Source organism: Streptomyces cyaneofuscatus, from assembly GCF_000718135.1.
Lineage (GTDB): Bacteria > Actinomycetota > Actinomycetes > Streptomycetales > Streptomycetaceae > Streptomyces > Streptomyces cyaneofuscatus.
This window is the reverse complement of the sequence record NZ_JOEM01000010.1, coordinates 94491-116792: the sequence shown is the minus strand read 5'-3', so window position 1 is coordinate 116792 and position 22302 is coordinate 94491. Positions and strand designations below refer to the sequence as shown.

At 73.4% G+C, this 22302-nt stretch carries 19 protein-coding genes and 1 pseudogene; 11 read left to right on the top strand and 9 right to left on the bottom strand.

Features of this window, described 5'->3' with window-relative positions:
- The first annotated feature begins 51 nt into the window (after nt 1-51).
- The 3 genes from IF17_RS0118750 (at nt 52) to IF17_RS0118740 (ending at nt 5759) form a co-directional block, all read left to right on the top strand.
- A complete protein-coding gene (locus IF17_RS0118750) occupies nt 52-1428 on the top strand; it encodes an SWIM zinc finger family protein (protein ID WP_030567394.1) in 1377 nt (458 codons plus the stop codon).
- A complete protein-coding gene (locus IF17_RS0118745) occupies nt 1425-4130 on the top strand; it encodes a DUF7825 domain-containing protein (RefSeq protein WP_030567392.1) in 2706 nt (901 codons plus the stop codon). Before IF17_RS0118750 ends, IF17_RS0118745 begins: the two co-directional genes overlap by 4 nt.
- 102 nt (nt 4131-4232) lie before the next feature.
- On the top strand, nt 4233-5759 hold the full coding sequence (locus IF17_RS0118740) for a GNAT family N-acetyltransferase (RefSeq protein WP_244890516.1): 1527 nt from the start codon (nt 4233-4235) through the stop codon (nt 5757-5759).
- Here IF17_RS0118740 and IF17_RS0118735 read toward each other — a convergent pair.
- Nucleotides 5686-6906 (bottom strand): annotated as a pseudogene (locus tag IF17_RS0118735) (trans-sulfuration enzyme family protein); the annotation flags it as partial. The gene IF17_RS0118740 and the pseudogene IF17_RS0118735 sit on opposite strands and share 74 nt — an antisense overlap.
- 59 nt (nt 6907-6965) lie before the next feature.
- On the opposite strand from IF17_RS0118735, the gene IF17_RS0118730 reads away from it, so the two are divergent.
- Nucleotides 6966-7454, top strand: coding sequence for an Lrp/AsnC family transcriptional regulator (locus IF17_RS0118730; RefSeq protein WP_030567386.1), 489 nt, complete (start codon nt 6966-6968; stop codon nt 7452-7454).
- A gap of 93 nt (nt 7455-7547) precedes the next feature.
- On the top strand, nt 7548-9236 hold the full coding sequence (locus IF17_RS0118725) for a DUF885 domain-containing protein (RefSeq protein ID WP_030567384.1): 1689 nt from the start codon (nt 7548-7550) through the stop codon (nt 9234-9236).
- Between the two features lie 75 nt (nt 9237-9311).
- Here IF17_RS0118725 and IF17_RS0118715 read toward each other — a convergent pair whose 3' ends face one another.
- On the bottom strand, nt 9312-9809 hold the full coding sequence (locus tag IF17_RS0118715; RefSeq protein WP_030567382.1) for a rhodanese-like domain-containing protein: 498 nt from the start codon (nt 9807-9809) through the stop codon (nt 9312-9314).
- A gap of 88 nt (nt 9810-9897) precedes the next feature.
- Here IF17_RS0118715 and IF17_RS0118710 point away from each other — a divergent pair, with 88 nt between their 5' ends.
- Nucleotides 9898-10344 carry an Lrp/AsnC family transcriptional regulator gene (locus tag IF17_RS0118710; protein WP_018516112.1) on the top strand — a complete coding sequence of 149 codons (447 nt, stop codon included), beginning with the start codon at nt 9898-9900 and terminating at the stop codon, nt 10342-10344.
- A gap of 26 nt (nt 10345-10370) precedes the next feature.
- Here the strand turns inward: IF17_RS0118710 and IF17_RS0118705 are convergent, their stop codons facing one another.
- The 3 genes from IF17_RS0118705 to IF17_RS0118695 all read right to left on the bottom strand — a co-directional run bounded on the left by IF17_RS0118705 (nt 10371) and on the right by IF17_RS0118695 (nt 15394).
- Complete coding sequence (locus tag IF17_RS0118705; protein ID WP_030567380.1) at nt 10371-13376, bottom strand: AAA family ATPase; 3006 nt, start codon at nt 13374-13376, stop codon at nt 10371-10373.
- Entirely contained in the window at nt 13373-14542 is a 1170-nt protein-coding gene (locus tag IF17_RS0118700; RefSeq protein WP_030567378.1) for an exonuclease SbcCD subunit D, read from the bottom strand. The genes IF17_RS0118705 and IF17_RS0118700 overlap by 4 nt, the downstream gene beginning before the upstream one ends.
- A gap of 225 nt (nt 14543-14767) precedes the next feature.
- The gene (locus tag IF17_RS0118695; RefSeq protein WP_018516115.1) at nt 14768-15394 is read right to left on the bottom strand and encodes a YigZ family protein; all 627 of its coding nucleotides are present in this window, start codon (nt 15392-15394) and stop codon (nt 14768-14770) included.
- Between the two features lie 75 nt (nt 15395-15469).
- Between IF17_RS0118695 and IF17_RS0118690 the strand changes: the two genes are divergently transcribed.
- The 3 genes from IF17_RS0118690 to IF17_RS0118680 all read left to right on the top strand — a co-directional run bounded on the left by IF17_RS0118690 (nt 15470) and on the right by IF17_RS0118680 (nt 17491).
- Complete coding sequence (locus IF17_RS0118690; RefSeq protein WP_030567376.1) at nt 15470-15892, top strand: CoA-binding protein; 423 nt, start codon at nt 15470-15472, stop codon at nt 15890-15892.
- 31 nt (nt 15893-15923) lie between these two features.
- On the top strand, nt 15924-16718 hold the full coding sequence (locus IF17_RS0118685) for an AAC(3) family N-acetyltransferase (RefSeq protein WP_030567373.1): 795 nt from the start codon (nt 15924-15926) through the stop codon (nt 16716-16718).
- An 89-nt stretch (nt 16719-16807) separates the two neighbouring features.
- Nucleotides 16808-17491, top strand: coding sequence for a hypothetical protein (locus IF17_RS0118680; RefSeq protein WP_030567371.1), 684 nt, complete (start codon nt 16808-16810; stop codon nt 17489-17491).
- A gap of 34 nt (nt 17492-17525) precedes the next feature.
- On the opposite strand, the gene IF17_RS0118675 is transcribed toward IF17_RS0118680, so the two are convergent.
- Both IF17_RS0118675 and IF17_RS0118670 read right to left on the bottom strand, forming a co-directional pair.
- Nucleotides 17526-18080, bottom strand: coding sequence for a YbaK/EbsC family protein (locus IF17_RS0118675; RefSeq protein ID WP_030567369.1), 555 nt, complete (start codon nt 18078-18080; stop codon nt 17526-17528).
- 59 nt (nt 18081-18139) lie between these two features.
- Nucleotides 18140-18901 carry an acyltransferase gene (locus IF17_RS0118670; RefSeq protein WP_030567367.1) on the bottom strand — a complete coding sequence of 254 codons (762 nt, stop codon included), beginning with the start codon at nt 18899-18901 and terminating at the stop codon, nt 18140-18142.
- A 180-nt stretch (nt 18902-19081) separates the two neighbouring features.
- Here IF17_RS0118670 and IF17_RS0118665 point away from each other — a divergent pair, with 180 nt between their 5' ends.
- Complete coding sequence (locus tag IF17_RS0118665; RefSeq protein ID WP_030567365.1) at nt 19082-19612, top strand: gamma carbonic anhydrase family protein; 531 nt, start codon at nt 19082-19084, stop codon at nt 19610-19612.
- 83 nt (nt 19613-19695) lie between these two features.
- On the opposite strand, the gene IF17_RS0118660 is transcribed toward IF17_RS0118665, so the two are convergent.
- Nucleotides 19696-20133, bottom strand: coding sequence for a DUF4442 domain-containing protein (locus IF17_RS0118660; RefSeq protein ID WP_030567363.1), 438 nt, complete (start codon nt 20131-20133; stop codon nt 19696-19698).
- A gap of 156 nt (nt 20134-20289) precedes the next feature.
- Here IF17_RS0118660 and IF17_RS0118655 point away from each other — a divergent pair, with 156 nt between their 5' ends.
- On the top strand, nt 20290-21363 hold the full coding sequence (locus IF17_RS0118655; protein WP_030567361.1) for a DUF8017 domain-containing protein: 1074 nt from the start codon (nt 20290-20292) through the stop codon (nt 21361-21363).
- A 75-nt stretch (nt 21364-21438) separates the two neighbouring features.
- Here the strand turns inward: IF17_RS0118655 and IF17_RS0118650 are convergent, their stop codons facing one another.
- A complete protein-coding gene (locus IF17_RS0118650; protein ID WP_030567359.1) occupies nt 21439-22284 on the bottom strand; it encodes a spermidine synthase in 846 nt (281 codons plus the stop codon).
- Nucleotides 22285-22302: the final 18 nt, after the last annotated feature.

The following is a 22302-nucleotide window of genomic DNA, read 5'->3' as shown; positions in this document are numbered from 1 at the left end:
GGACGGCTGCGCCAGGGGCCGTTGTCAGTGGTGGGTCCTACCGTTTTCTCCATGACCCGATCCGTTCAGGCCTTGGCCTACGCACGCCCGTCCGCCCTGGAGTCCTCGCAGGTGGGAGCCTCTCTCGGCCTGGAGACCGCGGGCGGTCTCACCCCGCGCGGGGCGGAGGCGCATCCGCGGTTCTTCGCCGGGTTCCTCTCCGCCCCGCGTATCGCCGCCCGCGGGCTGCTGGCGGTGGCCGACGTGGCCGCCGCCCGCTACTACCAGCGCACCCTGGCCGCCTCCCTGGACCCGGTGGTGACGGGGAACGGGGACCGGCTGCGGTTCGAGTCGTTCTCCGGCTGCTGCGGGGTGTACGCGCGCCTCGATGTGCTGCAGGAAGGGCTGGAGGGGGAGCGCACGGGGCACGGCACGACCAATGTGGATGTGAACAATCCGCTGCGGGACGCCCTGTCCCGGATAACGGCGGACGATCCGCTGCATCTGCGGGTGGGCCCCGAGGAGTTGGCGGTCACCACACTGGACGGGCCGGTGGTGGAGAAGAAGGTGCCGCTGCCGGACCGGTGGCTGCGGGGGTTCGCCGAGGCGCAGGTGGCCTCGGCCGGGTTCGATCTGCGGGCCGAGCTGTCGGCGGCGCAGGCGGTGGCGTTCCTGCGGTCCCTGCCGCGCGGCTCGGGCAACGCGGCCCGGGGCGCGCAGTGGGTGGTGGCGTCCGGCTCCGCCCTGCGGCCGACGACCCGGCCGGTGGCGGGCGCGGTGTGCCTGCCGGGGCCCGAGCGGCTGGTGGCGTTGCAGCGGGTGCTCCGCCACGCGACGGCGCTGCGGGTGTACGGGCCTCCGGTGGCGGACGGTGCACCGGTGGCGAGCGCCTGGGAGGTGGTCCTGCCGGGCATGCGGCTCACGCTGACTCTGTCCCCCGATGCCTCGCGCGGCTTCTCGGGTGAGGGCGGGGTCCTGGCGGCGCTGGCGACCGATGAGGCGGCGGCCGACGCCGAGCTGGTCTCCGTCCTGCTCGCCTGGGAGCCCACGATCGAACCGGCCACACTGGCCGAGCGGTCGGGGCTGAGCGTCGAGCGGGTACGGGCCGCGCTCACCCGGCTCGGCACGGCGGGCCGGGTCGGCTACGACCTGGCGGACGCGGCCTACTTCCACCGCGAACTGCCCTATGACGCGGACCGGGCCGAGCGTCACAACCCGCGTCTGGTCGCCGCCCGCGAGCTGGCCGGTGCGGGGGCGGTGTCGCTGGATGGGACGCTGGCGTACGTGGCCTCCGGCGACCGGCGCTACCAGGTGCGCGAGAGCGACGGGAAGCTCACCTGCACCTGCCAGTGGTGGGCGGACTACCGGGGCAAGCGGGGCCCGTGCAAACACGCCCTGGCCGTGACGATGGTCCGGCGGGGCGCGACGGTCGCCGGAGGTGTGCGATGACCGACCTGCTCACCGCGGTACGCGCGGGACAGCACCGCGACGTCCCGGCGCTGGTGCTCCGGCTGGACCGGGCCGGACGCAGAGCGGCCCTGGCCGAGTTGAAGGAGCTGCGCAAGGAGGCCAGGGGCTGGGAGTGGCAGCGGCAGGACAAGATCCGCAAGGCCCTCCAGGTGGCCGGGGCCGGCTGCCACACGGGGGCGGCGGGCTGTGCCACCTGGATCGGCGGCCGTGACCTGCGCAGCTGGTCGCGGTCCCCGTATCCGCTGATCCTGGTGACGCTGGGTGACCGCGATCCGGCCTGGCTCGGCGATCTCGCCCACCGGCTGGCCGCGAAGTCGCTGAACTCGGAGGCGGAGTACACGTTCATCAGCGAGCTGGTGCGGATGGCCGGCTGCCCGATCCCGACGACCGACAGTCTTGTGGAGGGCTGGGCCGAGCGGATCAGTACGGCACGGTGGCACGGCAGGTCCGGCCGCCGGATGCCGCTGGTCGACCTCCTGCGCTCCGACCCGCATGTCGCCGTGCTCGCGCCCCGGCTCTTCGAGATGCGGGAGCTCCCGCCGCAGGTCGGCTGGTACGACATGCCGGACTCGACCGACCACTGGCCGGCCGCGCTCCGCGTGCTCGCCGAGGAGGGCGTGCTCAGCCGTCCGCTGCTGGCCGAACGGTGCGTGACCCGCCTGGTGCGCGGCGGGAAGACCGGTGACCAGCGGTTCTTCCTCACGGTGCTCCAGCAGCTGAGTATCACGGAGGACGAGGAGAAGGACCGTCTCCGCGACTGGATGGCCATGGCGGCGGACGGCATCTCGGTGGTGGCCTCCCACGCCCAGGATGTGCTCGCGCGGCTGGACGCACGGGGCGAGCTGTCCACCGGGGATCTCGCCGAGGTCTCTGGCTCGGTCCTCTTCCGCCGGGAGAAGAAGCTGGTGCGGGGCCAGTTGATCCTGCTGGGGAAGGTGCTGAGCCGGGACTCCTCGACGGCGGGTGAGCTGCTCCCGGTGGTCGCCGAGACGTTCGGGAACGAGGATGTCGCCCTCCAGGAGCGGGCACTCAAGCTGATCGCGCGCCACCTTCCGGCCGACGACGCGCCGCTGCGGGAGGAGCTGGCCTTCGCTGCCGCGCAGTTGGGGCCGCTGCACCGGGAGGCGGTCACCGCGCTGTTCGGGGCGGTGGGTGAGGAGGCGTCGGCGGACGGCCGCCCGTATGAGGAGCTGCTGCCGCCCGTGCCGGTCCTGTCCCGGCTCGACCCGGCGCCGGGGAGCGTGGCGGAGCTCGTCGAGGAGGTGGCGGCCCAGCTGAGGTCCCGCTCCTGGCAGGGCTCCACCCCCGGGGCCCTGGCCGCGGCGTCCGGGATCTCCGCCTTCGAGCGCACGCTGGACGGGCTCGTCCGCGTGGCCCGCACCGACCGGGCCGAGCTGACGGAGGCGTTGCGGGAGGCCCTGGCCGGGGTGTGGTTCGTCGAGCACGGCATCGAGCGGCAGCCCGAACCCGCGTACATGACCACGGATTACGCCCTCGCGCTGGTGGTGGGCTCGCTCCTGGGCCGGGTCCCGTACCAGGACGTCGTCGAGGGGAAGAACCGCTGGACGGGCACCGGGACGTGCGCCCACGCGGCGCTGAACGGGGTGCTGCTCGCCCGGGCGTGGGAGGCGGCCGGTGATGTGGCGACCGACCGGGTCCCCTTCCTGCTCGCCACGCCGACCTGGCACACCGGTTCGCTGGACGCGGCGGAGCTGGTCGGGCGGCTGCGGATCTATCAGCGCCTCGGCGTCGCCCCGGGGCCGGCCGACTTCTCCCAGGCCCTGTTGCGGGTGCGGCGGACCGGCGCGTCGGTGGCCGCCGAGGCGGCGGAGTCCCTCTCCACCCCGGAAGGGGACCGGCTGGCCGCCTGGATAAGGGCCGACGAGCCGGTGGCTCCCGTCCTGCGGCACGGTCTCACCAGCGACCGGCCCTCGGCCGGCAACTGGTGGCAGCGGTCCGCGTCGGGGGTACGGCAGGTGCTCCTCGCCACCAAGGAACGGCTGGTGATCCAGCAGGAGTTCCCGCGCTCCTTCCACTGGCTCGGCCGCCCGCACGTGCCCAACACACGGGAGTGCTACCACTGGGGAACCGACCGGTGCCCGCACTGGGCCGCCACCCTGCCCGAGGACGGGGAGGCCCTGGCCGCCTGGCTGATGCCGGATCTGCTGCGCACCGCCGACGAGGGGCCCAGGGGCGGCGCCTGGTTCCTGCCGCCGCTGATGGAGACGGGGGGCGAGGCCGGGGTCGCGGTGCACCTCGCCCTGGCCTACGGGCTGGGCGCACGGCACCCCGAGGACCGGATATACGCCGTGGACGCGCTCCTCGTTCTGGCCGCTCAGGGACGGCTGGACACGGCGCTGCTCGGGCGTGAGCTGGGCATCCTCGTCGACCACGACCTGGTCAAGGTCAACCGCCTGGCCGACGCCGCCCGGACGGCGGCCGCCACCGGGGCGTACCGGACGGTGCTGGGTGTGCTCGCCAGGGCGCTGCCCACCCTGCTGTCGTACGAGAAGGCGCCCCGGGGTCTCGGGGACCTGCTGGCCGTGGCGGCGGAGTGCGCCGAGCGCTGCGGTACGGAGGGGATCGAGCCGATCGCCGGACTGGCCGCGACGGCCGGGCGCAAGGGGTCCTCGCAGACCGTCCGGCAGGCCGCGCGCCTGGCGAAGACCTTCACGGGGTGAAGAATACGGCTGAAAAACGACGATAGGTGATCAGATCCATACTTAACCCATCAGTCACAAGGTGTTCGTGATCAGGCAACACCAGACGTTCACAGTAAGGATATGACTGATGTGACATCTGCGAAGACCGCACGCCGTCCGCACCACTGGCGCCGGGACCTGATCGAGCTGGCCGCGCTGTTCACGGCGGTGGCCGTGGCCGACGCGATCGCCAATCTGATCGGGCACCAGCCCGACGGGCCGTACCTGCTCGTGGCGTCGGCCGTGGCCCTGGTGGCCACGGCGGCGTTCCACACCTGGTGGGCCCGGCGCCACAGCAACGCTCCCCCGCCGGCGGGTCCGGCCGCGTCCGATCCGACGCCGGTTGCGGCCATCGGCTCGACGGCCGCAACCGGGGCCGGGTCCGAAGCCGGGGCGGGGGCCGGGTCCGGGGCTGGCGCCGGAGAGACGGTCCTGTGGCGGATGCGGACGACCGTGCGCGACGCCCCGGGCAGTCTGGCCGCGCTGTGCCTGGTGCTCGCCCGGCTCCGCATCGACATCCTGACGCTCCAGACCCACCCGCTGGCGGAGGGGACGGTCGACGAGTTCCTGCTGCGGGCGCCCGCCTCGCTCCCGGCGCAGGAGCTCACCCGGCAGATCTCGGGCGCGGGCGGCACCGCCACCTGGATCGAGCGGGCGGACACCCACGATCTGGTCGACACCCCGACCCGGGTGCTGTCCCTGGCCACCCGCACAGCGCTCGACGCGGCGGAACTCCCGCTCGCCCTGCGCCAGTTGCTCGGCCGGTGCACCATCCACTCGCTGCCCGCCGTCTCCATCACCGGCCGCCCGACCGGCGAGAGCGCCCCGGTCGAGGGCGTGCTGGAGGAGACGGTGATGCGGCTGCGCGACCCGTCCGGCGGCGTCATCTCCGTCGAGCGGCCCCATCTGCCGTTCACCCCGACCGAGTTCGCCCGGGCCCGCGCCCTGGTGGAGCTGGACGCCCGGCTCGGCCCGCGGGTGCCCCGTAGCGAGGACATCCTCACGCTGCCCGAGGGCAACGAGATCACCGTGCGCCGCGCGGACCGCAGCGATCTCGCCGCCGCCCGCGCCATGCACGACCGGTGCTCCCCCGGCACCCTGGGCCTGCGCTACCACGGGCCCGTCGGGGACGCGGACCGCTACCTGGACCACCTGCTGAGCCCGCGGTTCGGCCGCACGCTGGCCGTGCAGACCGCCTCCGGCAAGCTGGTGGCCCTGGGCCACCTCCTCTGGGACGGCGACGAGACCGAGGTGGCCCTCCTCGTCGAGGACGACTGGCAGCGCCGGGGCATCGGTTCGGAGCTGCTCGGCCGTCTGGTGCAGCTCGCCGAGGAGGCGGGCTGCGACAGCGTGTACGCCGTCACCCAGTCCCGTAACACCGGCATGGTCGCGGCGATGCGCGCCCTGGAGCTGCCCCTCGACTACCAGATCGAGGAGGGCACCCTGGTCATCACCGCGCGACTGACGAGTGCGACGGAGCTGAGGAGTGCGACGGAACCGACGCGTGCGGCGCAGCTGCCGGGCGCGACGGACGAGCGGACGGCGGCTCAGCCGACGGACGCGCGGCCCGCTCAGCGGTCCGAGCCCGCGGAACGGGCCCGTCGCTGAGCGCCTGGCACAGGTCCGCCCAGAGATCCTCGACGTCCTCAAGACCGACCGACATGCGCAGCAGCCGGTCACCGACGCCGGACGCCTGCCGGTCCCCCTCGTCCACGATGCGGTGGCTGATGGAGGCCGGGTGCTGGATCAGCGAGTCCACGCTCCCGAGGCTGACGGCGGGGGTGATGAGCCGTACGCCGGCGATCACGGCGTGCGGGTCCCCGTACACCTCGAAGGAGACCATCGCGCCGCCGATCTCCGGGTAGTGCACCCGCGCGATCCGGGGGTCGGCGGTCAGCCTGCGCGAGAGCTCGGCGGCGCTCGCCGAGGCGGCCCGTACGCGGACCGGCAGGGTGGACAGGCCCCGCAGGAGCAGGTAGCCGGCCAGCGGGTGCAGCACTCCCCCGGTGGCGAACCGCACCTGGCGAAGCCGGGCGGCGAACTCCTCGTCGCAGGCCACGACTCCGCCCATCACGTCGCCGTGTCCGCCGAGGTACTTGGTGGCGCTGTGCAGGACGATCCGGGCGCCGTGTTCGACGGGGCGCTGGAGGACGGGGGTGGCGAAGGTGTTGTCGACCAGGAGCGGCACGGAGCCGCAGGAGTGGGCGACGGCCCGGATGTCGATCTCGGCCAGGGTGGGATTGGCCGGGGTCTCGACCATGACCAGACCCGTGTCCGGGCGGATCGCGTCGGCGATGCCCGCCGGGTCGGTCCAGGTCACCTCGGTGCCCAGCAGCCCGGCGCCCAGCAGGTGGTCGCTGCACCCGTAGAGCGGCCGGACCGCGACGACATGGCGCAGCCCCATGCTCGCGCGGGCCAGCAGGACCGCCGTGAGAGCGGCCATGCCGCTGGCGAACGCGACAGCGCTGTCGGTCCCCTCCAGCCGGGCGAGCGCCGTCTCGAAGCGGGCGGTGGTCGGGTTGTCGAGGCGCGCGTAGACGGGCGGGCCGTCCGGCCGGGCGCCCGTGGTGGCGAAGGCGTCGATCCGCTCGGCCTCACCGCGCGAGTCGTAGGAGGGGTAGGTGGTGGACAGGTCGAGCGGAGGGGCGTGCAGGCCGAGGGAGGCGAGGTCGTCGCGTCCGGCGTGCACGGCTTCGGTGGCCAGCGCCCTGGACGGGGTGGGGGCAGGGGGCGTCATCGAGACTTCGTTGTCCATGACAACACTCTGAACAGTTACCGGCTCGTAGCGGCAAAGGACCGTGTTACGTTCGTCGCATGGCTGATTCTGTCGCTCTGGATCCGGTGGATCTGCACATTCTGCGGCTGCTGCAGAACGACGCACGGACCACCTACCGGGAGCTGGCGGCCGAGGTCGGGGTGGCCCCTTCGACCTGCCTGGACCGGGTGACCCGGCTGCGCCGCTCCGGGGTCATCCTCGGCGATCAGCTCCGGCTGGATCCGGCGAAGCTCGGCCGGGGTCTCCAGGCGCTGCTCCTGGTGCAGGTCCGGCCGCACCGCCGCGAGCTCATCGGCCCGTTCGTCGACCGGATCCGGGCCCTGCCGGAGTCCCGGGCGCTCTTCCATCTCACCGGACCCGATGACTATCTGGTCCAGGTGGCGGTGGCCGACGCGGCGGATCTCCAGCGGCTGGTCCTGGACGAGTTCACCTCGCGCCGGGAGGTGGCCCGGGTGGACACCCGGCTGATCTTCCAGCAGTGGGACTGCGGCCCGCTGCTGCCGCCGGGCGAGCCGGTCCGTCCCTGACCGCGCGCGAACCGGTCCGCCGGTGATCGTCTTTCGGACGTGGACCCTTCGGCGGTGGTGACGGGGAGGGGCCCGCCGTTGGAGGATGTCCGCATGTCAGACACTTCGAGCAGCGCGCTGCCCCGCCAGGTCGCCGACGCCTACGTCGACGCAGTCATCGAACTCGACCCCATCACAGGCACCTATCTGGGTGTCCCGGAAAGCTCGCGCCGCCTGCCCGATTTCTCACCGGCCGGTCAGGACGCGACCGCCGACCTCATCCGCGCCACGCTGCTGAAGCTGGACGACGCCGAGCGGCTGCCGGGTGCCGACAGCGATGAGGAACGCCGCTGCGGACGGCTCCTGCGCGAGCGGCTGACGGCGGAACTCGCCGTGCACGACGCGGAGGAGGGGCTGCGGGCCGTCTCCAACCTGCACTCCCCCGCCCACAGCCTCATCGGCGTCTTCACGGTCACCCCCACCGAAACGGAGGAGGACTGGGACGCGGTCGCGGAACGTCTGCGCGCGGTCCCGGCCGCGGTCGAGGGGTACCGGGCCTCGCTCGGACTCGGCCTTGAGCGCAAGCTGTACGGCGGGCCCCGCGCGACCGCCACCTTCATCGGGCAGCTCACCGAGTGGAGCGGCGGTGGCGAGAGCACCGCGTTCTTCACGGACTTCATCGCCCCCGCACCGGAGGCCCTGCGTCCGGAGCTGACCGAGGGGGCCCGGCTCGCGACCGCCGCCTTCGCCTCCCTGCGGGACTGGATGCGGGACGTCTACGCCCCGGCGATCGAGGGGGCACCCGACACGGTGGGCCGGGAGCGCTACGCCCGCTGGACGCGCCAGTTCAACGGGACGGACCTCGATCTCGACGAGGCGTACGCGTACGGGTGGTCCGAGTACCACCGCCTGCTGGCCGAGATGAGGACCGAGGCCGCGAAGATCCTGCCGGGCGCCGGCCCCTGGGAGGCGCTCGCCCACCTCGATGTGCACGGCAAGCACATCGAAGGGGTCGAGGAGGTCCGCGAGTGGCTCCAGGGCCTGATGGACGAGGCCATCGAGGCGCTGGACGGCACGCACTTCGAACTGGCCGAGCGGGTACGGAGGGTGGAGTCCCGCATCGCCCCGCCCGGCGGCGCCGCCGCCCCGTACTACACGGGCCCCTCCGAAGACTTCTCGCGCCCCGGGCGCACCTGGCTGCCCACCATGGGCGAGACCCGCTTCCCGGTGTACGACCTGGTCTCGACCTGGTACCACGAGGGCGTTCCCGGCCACCACCTCCAGATCGCGCAGTGGAAGCACGTCGCCGACAGCCTCTCCCGCTACCAGACGTCGCTCGGCCAGGTCAGCGCCAACGCCGAGGGGTGGGCGCTGTACGCGGAGCGGCTGATGGACGAGCTGGGCTTCCTTCCCGACGCGGAACGGCGCCTGGGCTACCTGGACGCGCAGATGATGCGGGCCTGCCGGGTGATCGTGGACATCGGCATGCACCTGGAGCTGGAGATTCCGGCGGACTCGCCGTTCCACCCGGGCGAGCGCTGGACGCCGGACCTGGCGCAGGAGTTCTTCGGCAACCACAGCGGGCGGCCGGCCGACTTCGTGGAGAGCGAGCTGACCCGCTACCTGTCCATGCCGGGCCAGGCCATCGGCTACAAGCTGGGCGAGCGGGCCTGGCTGCTCGGCCGGGAGAACGCCCGCGCGGCGCACGGCGACGCGTTCGACCTCAAGGCCTGGCACATGGCGGCGCTCTCGCAGGGGTCGCTCGGCCTGGACGATCTGGTGGACGAGCTGTCCCGGCTCTGATCCGTCCTGCCCGCCGGCCGTGGCCCGTTCGCGGAGCGGGTCACGGCCGGTGGTGTGAGCGCGACGGCCTGGCCCTCAGCAGCCGCAGTCGGCGTCGTCGTCGACCGGTGCCGTGAGCGGGTCGGCGGCGCGCCGCTCGCCGCCCTCCCAGGTCTCGAAGGCGAAGCCCTCGCGCGCCCAGTATTCGAAGCCGCCGAGCATCTCCTTCACCTGGTAGCCGAGTTGGGCGAGCGCCAGGGCCGCGCGGGTGGCGCCGTTGCATCCCGGCCCCCAGCAGTACGTGACGACCGGGACGGCCGGGTCCAGCAGCCGGGCAGCCTGCTCGGGGATCAGGGCGGTGGGCAGGTGAACCGCGCCGGGGATGTGCCCCTGGTCCCAGAAGGCGGTGGAACGGGAGTCCACGACGACGAACCCGGGGTCACCGTCGGCGGCGAGTGCCGAGGCGACGTCGGAGACATCGGCGTGGAAGGCGAGCGAGGCGCCGAAGTAGGCGGCGGCCGCGGCCGGGGAGGCGGGCGGGACGCGCAGGACGGGGTTGACGGCGGTGGCCGTGGCCGGGGAGGTCATGACCATGAATCTATGACCGTCGTCCGGGACCAGGAAGTGGGATTCCCCGGCGCTCCTCTTGATCCGCCGGGGATTTCCCTGTTGTCTCGTCGGCATGACCGAGTATTCCCCGGACGCCACCGATTGGCGCATTCTCGATGTCCTCCAGCGTGACGGCCGGGCCACCTTCGCCGAGCTCGCCCGTGCCGTCGCCATGTCCCCGAGCGCCGTGACCGAACGGGTGCGGCGCCTGGAGGAGACCGGGGTGATCAGCGGTTACGCGGCGGTGGTCGACGCCGAGCGGCTCGGGCTGCCGGTCCTCGCACTCGTACGGCTGCGCTACCCGAACGGGAACTACAAGCCGTTCCACGACCTCCTGGAGACGACCCCGGAAATCGTGGAGGCGCACCATGTCACCGGTGACGACTGCTTCGTCCTCAAGGTGACGGCCCGCTCGATGCGGCACCTGGAGGAGGTGACCGGCCGGATCGGCGCGCTCGGTTCGGTGACCACCAGCGTCGTCTACTCCTCGCCGCTCCCCCGGCGCGCGATCGCCCGCTGAGCCGCCGGAGCCACCCCCCGGAGGCGTCAGAGGCGGTGGTGCACCGTCGATCCGTGCCGGTCCTTGACCACTTCGAGCCGGGCGGGGATGCGGCGGCGCAGATCGGCCACGTGGCTGACGATCCCGACGCTGCGGTCCCGCTCCCGCAGGGAGTCCAGCACGTCGAGCACCTCGTCGAGGGTCTGGTCGTCCAGGCTGCCGAAGCCCTCGTCGATGAAGAGGGTGTCCAGGCGTACGCCCCCGGCCTCCTCGGTGACGACGTCGGCGAGGCCGAGCGCCAGGGCCAGGGAGGCGAAGAACGTCTCCCCGCCGGAGAGCGTGGCCGTGTCCCGTTCGCTGCCGGTCCACGCGTCCACGACGTGGAGTCCGAGCCCGGCCCGGCGGGCGCCCGTGCGGGCGTCGGAGTGGACGAGCGTGTAGCGGCCGGAGGACATCCGCTGCAAGCGGGCGGTGGCCGCGGCGGCCACCTGTTCGAGGCGGGCGGCGAGGACGTACGCCTCCAGGCGCATCTTGCGTTCGTTGTCGGCGGAGGTCCCCGCGGTGAGACCGGCGAGCCGGGCGACCCGCTCGTACTCCTGGCGCACCGGCCCCAGTCGGCGTACCTCCTCGGCCGCCCGTCCCGAGAGCCGGTCGAGTTCGGCGCACCGGTCGCGGGCGGCCGCGCGGGCCGAGGCGGCTTCGCGCAGCAGCCATTCCGCCGTCTCGTGGGCACTTTCGGCCGCTGCGGCCTGTGCCGCCGGGCGTCCGGCGGCCTCGCGTGCGTCCCGTTCGGTGCGCCGGTCGGCGACCGCCGCCGCCTCCGCCTGCCAGGCGTCGATGCGGTGCTGGAGGTCGCGCTGTGCGGCGGCGCCGAGGAGCGTCGCGGCGGCGGCCTGCGGGGTGTCGAACCCGGCTTTGAAGGCCGCGTCGGAGAGCCGGTCGTCGGCCTCCTTCCGGCGCTGGGCCGCGTCCTGTTCGGCGCGTACGGCCTCGGCGGCGTCGGCGAGGAGCGCCACTCGCCGGGTCAGCCGGTCCGCGTGCGCTGCGACGGATTCCGACTCGCCCCGGGCGGCGGTGATCTGGTCCTCCAGACCGGCCTGCTCGCGGTCGAGCGCCTCGCGCTGGGAGGTGCGGGCGGCGGCCCGGTTCCGGGCCTCCTGCCGCTGCTCCACCCTCTTGGCGTGCTCCCGCTCGGCTGCGGCCAGCGCCTCACGCGCGGCGTGCGTCCCGGCGGCAAGGCGGTGGGCCCCGGCGTGGTCGCCGCTCAACCGGTCGACCAGGGAGTGGAGTTCGGCGACGGTGGGGGCCGCGGAATCGTCCCCCTGAGCCTCCCTCCGGGCTGCCGCCTGCCGTTCGCGTACGAGCGCGAGTGCGTGCTCGGCGCCGGTGCGGGTCTCCTCGGCGGACCGGTGGACGGCGAGGGCCTTCTCCTCGGTGGCCCGGTCGACATGGCCGTCGCCAGGGCTTGCGGGGGCCGGGTGTTCGGCCGAGCCGCAGACCGTGCAGGGCTCGCCCGCGACGAGACCGGCGGCCAGCTCCGCCGCGATGTCGCGGAGACGGCGTTCCCGCAGGCCGAGCCAGGACTCGTAGGCGGCCAGGGCCCGTTCACGTGCGGCGGCGAGCGCCTCCCGGGCGTCCTGTACGTCGGTGGCCAGCGCGTCACGCCGCCGGGCCGCGTCCAACCGGAGGCGGGCCGGGGCCAGTTGTCCGGCGAGCTGTTCGGCCCGGGTGGCGGCCTCCTGTGCGGTCTCGATGCGCTGGGTGAGTTCCGCGCGGGTGGTGTCCCAGCCGGCGAGCCAGGCGTCCGCCTCCCGGACGATCTCGTCGTCGGCGCGGGCGTCCCGGTTCAGCCGGGCGCGCTCCTCGTCGATGCTCGCGCTGCGCACCTCGGCCTTGCGGGCCGCTTCGAGGGTGCCCAACTCCTGCCGGAACCGCCGCTCCAGCTCGGCCAGCCGGTCGGCCCCCGAGTCGGCCAGCTCGGCGGGCAGCCGCTCCCGGGTCCGGTCCAGTACGTCGCTCGCGACCCGGTACGCCCGCTCGGCCTCCTCGCGCAGCTCCAGCGCCGGGGCGACCCGGTCCGCCTTGCGGGCGCGCTCCAACTGCTCCTGGCAGCGGTCGTGTTCGGGGCGCCGCTCCTCCAGCGCCTCCGCCCGCCGCAGGGTCTCCGCGTACCGCTCCTGGAGGCGGGCCAGTTCACGTTCGGCGTCCAGTGCGCGGCGGGCGGCGACTTGGCGGTTCTCCGCCTCCGCGACCACCGTGTGTGCGATGTCGAGGTGTTCACGGGCGGCGCTGCGCGCGATCGCGGCCCACTCCAGGACCGCTTCGGCGAGGCCCGGTTCGCCCGCCCGTACGGTCGGCGGTGCGGCCTCGGTCGCCGCCGGGCCGCCCGCCTGGGCGATGCGCTGGGCGAGGGCGAGGATCTGCTCGTCGCCGGATTTCACCCGGGCCTCGGCCGCCCGGCGCAGTTCGGCGAGGCGCTCCTCGACGGCGGCGAACCGGCGGGTGTCGAAGAGCTTGCCGAGGAGTTTGCCGCGTGCCTCGGCGTCGGAGCGCAGGAAGCGAGCGAAGTCGCCCTGGGGCAACAGCACGACCTGGCAGAACTGGTCCCGGCTCATGCCGATCAGCTGGGCCAGCTCCTCGCCGATCTCCTGGTGCGACTTGCTGAGGCCCTGCCAGTCGCCCTTGGGGTCGCGCTCGCGCAGTCGGCTCTGGGCCTTCTCCTGCGTGAACCCGCCACCGCGCTTCTTGGGGCGCGGCTGGGCGGGGCTGCGGGTGACTTCCAGGCGCCGTCCGCCGACCGTCAGCTCAAGCAGAACCTCGGTGGGCAGATCGGCGGGGGCGTGATCGCTGCGGAGGGTGGCACCGGGGCTCTGGCGGGCGCCGGGGACGGCCCCGTACAGGGCGTAGCAGACGGCGTCCAGGACCGACGTCTTCCCGGCGCCCGTCGGGCCGTGGAGCAGGAAGAGTCCGGCCGAGGAGAGGGCGTCGAAGTCCACTTCCTGGGTGGCGCCGAACGGGCCGAAGGCGGTGAGGGTGAGGCGGTGCAGTCTCAACGGGACACCTCGCGCACGGTCTCGTCCACCCGTACGTCGTCGAACGCGGCGCGCAGCACGGTGCGTTCGGGGTCGCTGGGTCCGCTGCCGCCACGCACGTGGGCCACGAAGTCCTCCGCGATCTGGTGGTCGTCGCGGCCCTTGAGGCGCTGGGCGTAGGAGGCGAGCGGGTCCTCGGGGTGCCGCTCGGGGTCGAAGACGAGGCTGAGGGTGTGCGGGAAGCGGGCGCTGAGGCGGGCCATGGGGTCGGCGGGGCGGACGGGGTCGGTGAGGGTGGCCTCGACCCAGGCGTGTTCGTGGCGGTCGAGGGCCGGGTCCTCCAGCAGGGTGTCCAGGCGGCCGCGGAGCCGGGCGAGGGGGCGCTCCACGGGGCAGTCGATCCGCTCCTCGGCGGCGATGGCGCCGCTGCCGTCCAGGTCGATCAGCCACATGGTCTTGCGGTGGTCGGCCTCGGAGAAGGAGTAGGCGAGCGGGGAGCCGGAGTAGCGGACGCGGCTCGTGACGCGCTGGGAGCCGTGGAGGTGGCCGAGGGCCACGTAGTCGACGCCGTCGAAGACCCCGGCGGGGACGGCGGCGACCCCGCCGACGGTGATGTCGCGCTCGCTGTCGCTGGGTTCGCCGCCCGCCACGAAGGCGTGCGCGAGGACGACGGAGCGGGTTCCGGCGGGGCGGGTGGCGAGGTCGGCGCGGACCCGGTCCATGGCGGCGGTCAGGATGGCCTCGTGCCCGGCCTTGGCGGCGCGGAGGGTGTCCTTGACGAGGGCGGGTTCCAGATAGGGGAGGCCGTAGAGGGCGACGTCGCCGTGGGCGTCGGTGAGGACGACGGGGGTGGCGCAGCTCTCGGGGTCGGTGCGCAGGTGGATCCCGGCCCGGTCGAAGAGCCCGGCGCCGACGCCGAGCCGGCGCGCCGAGTCGTGGTTCCCCGAGATCATGACGGTGGGGACGCCGATGGCGGCGAGCCGGTGCAGCGCGCGGTCGAAGAGCTCGACCGCGGTGAGCGGCGGGACGGCCCGGTCGTAGACGTCGCCGGAGACGAGGACCACGTCCACCTCCCGCTGCTGGACGGTGGCCACCAGGTGGTCCAGAAAGGCGGCCTGGGCGTCGAGGAGAGGGACGCGGTGGAAGGACCGGCCCAGATGCCAGTCCGAGGTGTGCAGCATCCTCACGCGATCGCTCCGCCTGTTCCGAGCTGCATGTACGTCGTCCTCCACCCCTGGGCCACCGCCGGAGCGGCCCGTGATCCCGCCGCCGGCACGGACCACGCTAACGCCGCCGGGCCCCCGAACCCGCATCGATCAAGAATTCACCGCCCGTGAGACCGCCCCTGAGGCCGCCCAGGGGGCCGGCCGTGAGGCCGCCCGTGGGGCCCGTCTCATGGCGCGGCAAGCCGCTCACACGTCCCCGTACGCCTCGCCGCCCAGCTCCAGCGTGGCCGAGCCCGCGGTCGCGTCGGCCAGCCAGGCGGTGAACGCGGCGACGTCGGCGTCCGGCAGCCCGATCTCGATGGTCACGGCCTCCGCGTACCGCACCTCGCGCACGTCCCGGCCGGTGGCCCGCAGGTCGTTCTCCAGCTTGCCCGCCCGCTGGTGGTCGACGCGGACGGTCGCCAGCCGGAAGCGCTGCCGGGTGATCGTGCCGAGTGCGTCGAGGGCCTCGCCGACCACTCCCCCGTACGCGCGGATCAGTCCACCCGCCCCCAGCTTGACCCCGCCGTAGTAGCGGGTGACGACCGCCGCGACGTACCGCACCTCGCGGCGCATCAGCATCTGGAGCATCGGGACGCCCGCGGTACCGCCGGGCTCGCCGTCGTCACTGGCCTTCTGTACGGAGGCGTCGGCGCCGATCACGTACGCGAAGCAGTTGTGGGTGGCGGTCGGGTGTTCCTTGCGGACGCGTGCGACGAAGTCCTGCGCCTCCTGTTCGGTGGCGGCGGGGGCGAGGGAGCAGAGGAAACGCGATCGGTTGATCTCGCTCTCGTGCACACCCGCGCGGGCGACGGTCCGGTACTGCTCCTGCATCCGTCCACCCTATGCGGCCCTCCGCCGACCGGTTCCGGCGGGAATGACAGGGCCGGGACCAGCGGTTGTCCCGGCATGAACGCAGACGGCAGGGACAACGAGACAGAGACGATCCGGCGGATTCTTCAGGACGCGGGCGACACCTGGGCGGTGGTGGGCCTCTCCAACAACCGCTCCCGGGCCGCCTACGGCGTGGCGCAGGTCCTCCAGCGCTTCGGCAAGCGGGTGGTGCCGGTGCACCCGAAGGCCGAGACGGTGCACGGGGAACAGGGGTACGCCTCGCTGGCGGAGATCCCCTTCCCGGTGGACGTGGTGGACGTGTTCGTCAACAGCGAGCTGGCGGGCGGGGTCGCGGACGAGGCGGCGGCGGTGGGGGCGAAGGCGGTGTGGTTCCAGCTCGATGTCGTGGACCCGGCCGCCTACGGGCGGACGCGGGCGGCGGGGCTGGACATGGTGATGGACCGGTGCCCGGCGATCGAGATTCCGCGCCTGGGCTAGGGAGAGGCCCGCATGGGGAAGGATCCCCGCCGTGAGCGATCCTCTCGACGGCGACCGGCTGACCGGCACGCTGTCCGCGCTGGGTGTGCGCCCCGGCGATGTGCTGCTGGTGCACGCCTCCCTGCGGGCGGTGGGGCCGGTCTCCGGCGGGCCTGAGGCCGTGCTGGCGGCCCTGCGCCGGGCCGTGGGACGGGACGGGACCGTCGTGGTCCCCTCGTTCACCCCGGAGAACTCGGACACCTCGCCGCACTACCGCGCCCGTGTGCGGGGCCTGGACGCCGAGGCGCGCGAGGCCGTCCGCGCGTCGATGGCGCCGTTCGATCCGGCGACCACCCCCGCCCCCTCGGTGGGCGCCCTGGCGGAGACCGTACGGACGGCGGCGGGGGCCGAGCGCAGCGGCCATCCGCAGACCTCCTTCGCTGCGATCGGCCCGGCGGCCGGAAAGCTGCTCGCCGGGCACCGGCCGGACTGCCACCTCGGCGAGGACTCCCCGCTCGCCCGGCTGTACGAGGCCGACGCCAGGGCCCTCCTGCTCGGCACCGGCTACGACACCTGCACCGCCTTCCACCTGGGCGAGTACCGCAGACCCGGCCCTCCCCTCCGCACCTACCGCTGTGTGGTGACCCTGCGGGGCGTGCGGCAGTGGTGGGCGTACGAGGATGTCGCCCTGGACGACGGCGACTTCGCGTCCCTGGGCGCGGCGTTCGAGGAGGCCGCCGGCCCCGGTGACGTACGGACGGGTCTGCTGGGGTCCGCGCCCTGCAGGCTGCTCCGGCTGCGGGCGGCCGTCGACTTCGCCACCGGGTGGCTCACGGAACATCGGTGACCGGGCGCTCGAACAGGCGCTCTATCGCACATCCTTCGGAGTCCTTAGAGTGACGCTGCTCGCACGGCGGCCGACGGGGGGTCCGAAGCGTGAACACATCGCAGCGGGTGGTGCGGAGAAATCGCGTCCTGTCCGGCCTGCTGACCTGGCTCGTCTATCTGTCCCTGCTGCTGCTCGCCTACAGCGTGTGGCGCGAGAACGCCCCCGACTCGCTCACGGACTCCTGGCCCTGGAAGCTCCAGCTGCTGGACGTCCAGTCCGCCACCACGGCGGCGGTCGGCAGTCTGGGCGCCTCGCTGGCCAGGGCGCAGTACGCGCGAGCGGTCCGCCCGGCACTCGGGTACTTCGGCCAGGTGAAGGAGGGCATGGCCCCCGACGACCGGCTCGCCTGGGTGTGCAGCGTCCTCAACGCCGCCCAGGACGTGGCCGTCGTCGAACAGCTCGGCTACCGGGTCGCCCTCACCGGGGACACGGATGCGGCGGACGACGAGGCGGGCTGGGTGCGCCGGGACGAGGCCGTGAGGCTGATCGAGGAGCGGGGACCGGTCGACCGGGCGGACTTCGCGCTCCACTTCATCGGGGTCGGCAGACCCCTTCCGGCCCAGGGAATGATGCTGATCGGCTGGTTCACCGAGGCGGCGATGGCGGAGGTCCGCACCGTTCATGTGCGCTTACGGGTCACGGACCGGGTGGGCGACACCCATGAGCGCGTCATCGACGTGCTGAAGGGTGCCGACCGGTCACCCCGCCGCGCCGACCCGCCCCTTCTCTGACGGGCGTGACGCCTGAATCCTGACGGGCGCGACGTCAGACCCCGAGGCCCTCGACGACCGCCGCTCCCGGGAGGGCGGCGAGCGCCTTGCCGGGCACGATGAGCTTGCCCCGGCGGCTGCCGCTGCCGATCAGGACCCACTCCTCGTCCACCACGGCGGGGTCCAGCAGGAGGGGCCAGGAGGCGGGCAGGCCGATCGGGGTGATGCCGCCGTACTCCATGCCGGTCTCGCCGACCGCCGTGTCCATCGCCGCGAAGGACGCCTTTCGGGCGCCGAGGTGCTTGCGCACCGCGCCGTTGACGTCCACCCGGGTACGGGAGAGCATCACGCAGGCGGCGAGGGTGACCTCTCCGCCGCGCTTGCCCGCCACGACCACGCAGTTCGCCGAGGTGTCCAGGAGGTCCGCGCCGTAGTGCTCGACGAAGACGGCGGTGTCGGCCACGGCCGGGTCCGAGTCGACGTGGATGATCCGGTCGGCGGTGACATCGCCCCACCCGGCGGCCAGGGCCGCCGCGACAGGGGCGGGGAGCAGGTCGAGCCGTTCCGAGGCGGGGGAGGCATCCTCGAAGGTGCCGATGGGTGCGCGCATGGGCCCACACTAACGGCGACGGGCCCTGCCCCAGCAGGGCGTTGGTCCTCGGAGCGCCGTCAGCGGGTGTCCGGCTCCTGCTTCTGCTCCTCCTCCAGCTCGGCCAGTGCGAGCAGCTGCTCAGGCGTGACGCCCTTCGGGATCGGCACGGGGGCCGGCGTGCGCAGGGGCGGCTGCCAGCCCTTCTCCGGGTCCCACCTCCGTACGACACGCGCCGGGGCCCCCGCGACCACCGCGTGGTCGGGGACCTCGCCCCGTACGACCGCGCCCGCGGCGACCACCACATTGCGGCCGAGCCGGGCGCCGGGCAGGATCACCGCGCCCGTGCCGATCCAGCAGCCGGGGCCGACCTCCACCGGCTCCATCCGGGGCCACTGCTTGCCCACGGGCTCGTGCGGGTCGTCGTAGCTGTGGTTCGTCGAGGTGATGTAGACGTACGGACCGCAGTACGTGTCCGAGCCGATGCTCACCGTCGTGTCGGCGATGACGTGGCTGCCGCGCCCCAGCACCACCCCGTCACCCAGCGTGAGGATCGGCTCGGGCCCGAGGTCCAGGTCCGGCATCATCCCGGCCGTCAGGGTCACCTGCTCGCCGATGATGCAGTGCCCGCCGAGCTGGATCCACGGCTCCCCGAAGACGGTGCCCTGGGGGAAGGCGAGCCGGGTCCCCTCCCCGATCGCGCCGAAGCGCAGCCGGCCCGGGTGCTCGGCGGTGACGGCACCCGCCTCCTGCGCCCATGCCCAGCCGCGGTGGACCACCCAGGAGGCGGCGCGGCGCCGTCGGCGGGCGAGGAAGGAGAACGTGTTTCGGTTCTTCGGCACGGGGTCACGGTAGCCGTCGGTGGGGCGGCGATCCGTGCGGTGACCTGTGATGTTCACCCCACCCCCCGGCGCGCGCGGGGAGCCGTCGCCTACCGTGTGAGGCGGCCCGATCCCGATCGACGGCCCCAAGCGCAGCACACCGCAGCAGCACCGGACCACCGGACCACCGAGGAGCAGGCCATGGCGGAACAGGCGTTGATCACGGGCATGGGCGGCAAGGAGCCGGACATCGACGCGGACGCGTTCGTCGCCCCGACCTCCGTGGTGATCGGGGAGGTGACGCTGGCCGCCGGTTCCAGCGTCTGGTACCAGGCGGTGCTGCGCGCCGACTGCGGCCCGATCACGCTCGGTCCCGACAGCAACATCCAGGACAACTGCAGCGTCCACACCGACCCGGGCTTCCCGCTGACCGTGGGCGCGCGCGTCTCGGTCGGCCACAACGCGGTCCTGCACGGCTGCGTCATCGAGGACGACGTCCTGGTGGGGATGGGCGCCACGGTGCTCAACGGCGCGCACATCGGCGCCGGGTCCCTGGTCGCGGCGCAGGCGCTCGTACCGCAGGGGATGCAGGTCCCGCCGGGGTCGCTGGTCGCGGGCGTGCCCGCCAAGGTGAAGCGGCCGCTGACGGCGGAGGAGCTGGAGGGCATCCGGTTCAACGCGGCCGGTTACGTGGAGCTGGCCAAGGCCCACCGCGCGGCGCACGAGGGCTGAGACCGGCATCCAGGCATACCGGGGCCGCCGCACCCTCCCCGACCGGAGGGGGCGGCGGCCCCGGGAACGTACGCCCGCAGGCGTCAGCTGTTGGGGCGCAGGGTCCACACGACGGTCATCTCGCCGGTGACCGCGCCGTCCGCGCGCCGGATCTCGATGGCGACCGGGAACTCGGGGCGCTCCCCGGCGTCGAGCTGGGCCACGACGTCGGCGATCGGGCGGCCGAGGGTGGCCGTCGCGGTGACCTCGCCCATGGCGAGCTTCTTGTAGCCGATCTCGGCCTTGACGGCGAGCGGGACGGCCCGGGACATCTGGTCGCCGAAGGCGGCGATGACGATGGCGCCGCTGGCGGACTCGGCGAGCGTGAACATCGCGCCGGCGTGCGGCCCGCCGACGTGGTTGTGGTATTCCGCCTGGTCCGGCAGCCGGACGACGGCGCGCTCGGGGGTCGTCTCCAGGAATTCGAGGTTGAGGGTCCGGGCCATCGGAACCGTCGCGACGAGCATCTCGCCCACGGTCATCTGTTCAGCGCTCATGGACCGAAGGTTACTCATGAGTAGCGATGTTTGGCCATCCCCTGCGCCCGGTCCGGACCTACCGCTGTTACGGCACCGGGACAGCACTGGGACAGGGGTGGCCGTAGCAGTGCACACGACACCCATCTATGGTTACCAGCCATGTGGCCAGGACAGCAGCCGCCCGGGGGCGAGCAGAACCCGCAGGACTCGAACCAGAACCCGTACCAGCAGCCGGGGTACCAGCAGCCGAATCCCTATCAGCAACCGGGATATCCGCAGCAGGGCCAGCCTGGCTACGGACAGCCCGGATACGGGCAGCCGGGCTACGGACAGCCCAATCCCTACCAGCAGCCGACCGTCCCGCAGTACGCGGTGCCGGGCCCGCCCGGTGGGCCCAAGCCGGACGGTGACAAGAAGAAGACGACCGTCATCGCCATCGTCGCGGCGACCGCCGTCGTCGTGGCCGCCGTCGTCACCGGCGTCATCGTGCTGAACGACAAGGACGACGAAGGCGGCTCGACCGTCGCCGACGACAAGAAGTCCGCCTCCCCCAGCGCGAAGCCGAGCACGTCTGAGGACACGAGCTCCGCGCCGGTGGAGAACCCGCGCGGCTCCGAGAGCGACCCCAAGCCCCTCATCCCGGGCTGGAAGGTCGTCACCAACCCGAAGTGGGGCACCCAGTTCGACGTGCCCGGTGACTGGGAGGTCTCCAGCTCGGGCGTGTTCGCCGGCTTCGAGGATGCCAAGGAGCCCACGGGCAAGCCCGTCGCCGGTTTCTCGGCACCCGCCTACTACAAGAGCAAGTGGTGCGTCGACGACTCCGACAAGGACGGCAACAAGGAGGAGACCGAGCTCGCCGGCGTCGGGACGAAGGGCGCGCGGGGGGCGAAGAACTCCGACGAGGCGGCGCGTGCCGAGGCGGGCACCTGGGTGTGGGCGGCGTACGCCCAGACCGACTCCAAGAACAAGGTCAAGATCGCCCCGGCCAAGCCGTTCACCACGAAGTCGGGTCTCTCCGGCAGCGTCGTGACCGCCACGGCGACGGGTCTGGCCAAGAAGGAGAAGTGCGACACCGACGGCAAGTCGATCGCCTTCTCGTTCAAGAACGGCAACGACGAGTTCTCGACCTGGATCCTCTACGGCCCCAAGGGCGTCGACGGCGAGCTGCCGGACACCACCATCCAGCAGATCCTGAGCACGGTCCGCCTCACCGCCGACAAGCCGACCGGCTGACGCGACTCACACACCGCTGACGCCTGCCCTCCCGCCCGGGAACGCTGTCCCCCGGGCCGGAGGGCACCGTGCTGCTCAGCCGATGCTGAAGGCGCCGTCCGGCGGCTCCGGCGAGGCGACCGCGTCCACGTCCGCCACCGGGCGCGCCCCGCCGATGAGCCGGACCAGCGCCGCCCCGTCGGTGACCCGGGCCGGAAAGGCGTCGGCGGCACAGCGGCGGGTGAGCGGCGCCGTGGCGATCGGGGTGTGCGAGGCGAGCAGCACCACGTTGCCGAACCGCCGGCCGCGCAGGACCGCCGGTTCACCGATCAGCGCCAGCTCGCCGAAGGCCGCCGCGAAGTTGGCGAGTTGGGACCGGAGGAACGCGAACGGCGCGCTGTCCGCCAGGTTGGCGGCGTAGATCCCGTCCGGCCGCAGCACCCGCCCGGCGGCCCGCGCGTACTCCGCCGACGTGAGGTGGGCCGGGACCCGGGAGCCGCCGAAGACGTCCGCGACGATCACATCGGCGGACGTGGGCGGTGCCGCCTCCAGCCGGGCCCGGGCGTCGGCGGCGTGCACGGAGATGCCGCTCTCGTCGGGCAGCGGCAGGTGCTCCCGCACCATCCGCAGCAGCTCCCGGTCCGCCTCGACGACGTCCTGCCGCGAGCCGGGGCGGGTCGCCGCGACGTACCGGGGCAGGGTCAGCGCCCCGCCGCCGAGGTGCAGGACGTCCAGCGGGGCGTCCTCGGGTGCCGCGCAGTCCAGGACATGCGCGAGGCGCCGTACGTACTCGAACTCCAGGTACGTCGGGTCGTCCAGGTCCACGTAGGACTGGGGAGCCTCGTCGACCGTGAGCAGCCAGGCCCGGTCGCGGTCCACATCGGGCAGCAGCCGGGCGGTGCCGCAGTCGACGTCGCGGATGACGGGTATCGGCTCGTTCACCCCTCCATTGTCGCCGCC

Bases quoted from the DNA above. Each gene is read 5' to 3' on its own strand.
- IF17_RS0118750 (WP_030567394.1), top strand. From the start codon at position 52: ATGACCCGATCCGTTCAGGCCTTGGCCTACGCACGCCCGTCCGCCCTG.
- IF17_RS0118745 (WP_030567392.1), top strand. From the start codon at position 1,425: ATGACCGACCTGCTCACCGCGGTACGCGCGGGACAGCACCGCGACGTC.
- IF17_RS0118740 (WP_244890516.1), top strand. From the start codon at position 4,233: ATGACTGATGTGACATCTGCGAAGACCGCACGCCGTCCGCACCACTGG.
- IF17_RS0118730 (WP_030567386.1), top strand. From the start codon at position 6,966: ATGGCTGATTCTGTCGCTCTGGATCCGGTGGATCTGCACATTCTGCGG.
- IF17_RS0118725 (WP_030567384.1), top strand. From the start codon at position 7,548: ATGTCAGACACTTCGAGCAGCGCGCTGCCCCGCCAGGTCGCCGACGCC.
- IF17_RS0118715 (WP_030567382.1), bottom strand. From the start codon at position 9,809: ATGGTCATGACCTCCCCGGCCACGGCCACCGCCGTCAACCCCGTCCTG.
- IF17_RS0118710 (WP_018516112.1), top strand. From the start codon at position 9,898: ATGACCGAGTATTCCCCGGACGCCACCGATTGGCGCATTCTCGATGTC.
- IF17_RS0118695 (WP_018516115.1), bottom strand. From the start codon at position 15,394: ATGCAGGAGCAGTACCGGACCGTCGCCCGCGCGGGTGTGCACGAGAGC.
- IF17_RS0118690 (WP_030567376.1), top strand. From the start codon at position 15,470: ATGAACGCAGACGGCAGGGACAACGAGACAGAGACGATCCGGCGGATT.
- IF17_RS0118675 (WP_030567369.1), bottom strand. From the start codon at position 18,080: ATGCGCGCACCCATCGGCACCTTCGAGGATGCCTCCCCCGCCTCGGAA.
- IF17_RS0118665 (WP_030567365.1), top strand. From the start codon at position 19,082: ATGGCGGAACAGGCGTTGATCACGGGCATGGGCGGCAAGGAGCCGGAC.
- IF17_RS0118660 (WP_030567363.1), bottom strand. From the start codon at position 20,133: ATGACCGTGGGCGAGATGCTCGTCGCGACGGTTCCGATGGCCCGGACC.
- IF17_RS0118655 (WP_030567361.1), top strand. From the start codon at position 20,290: ATGTGGCCAGGACAGCAGCCGCCCGGGGGCGAGCAGAACCCGCAGGAC.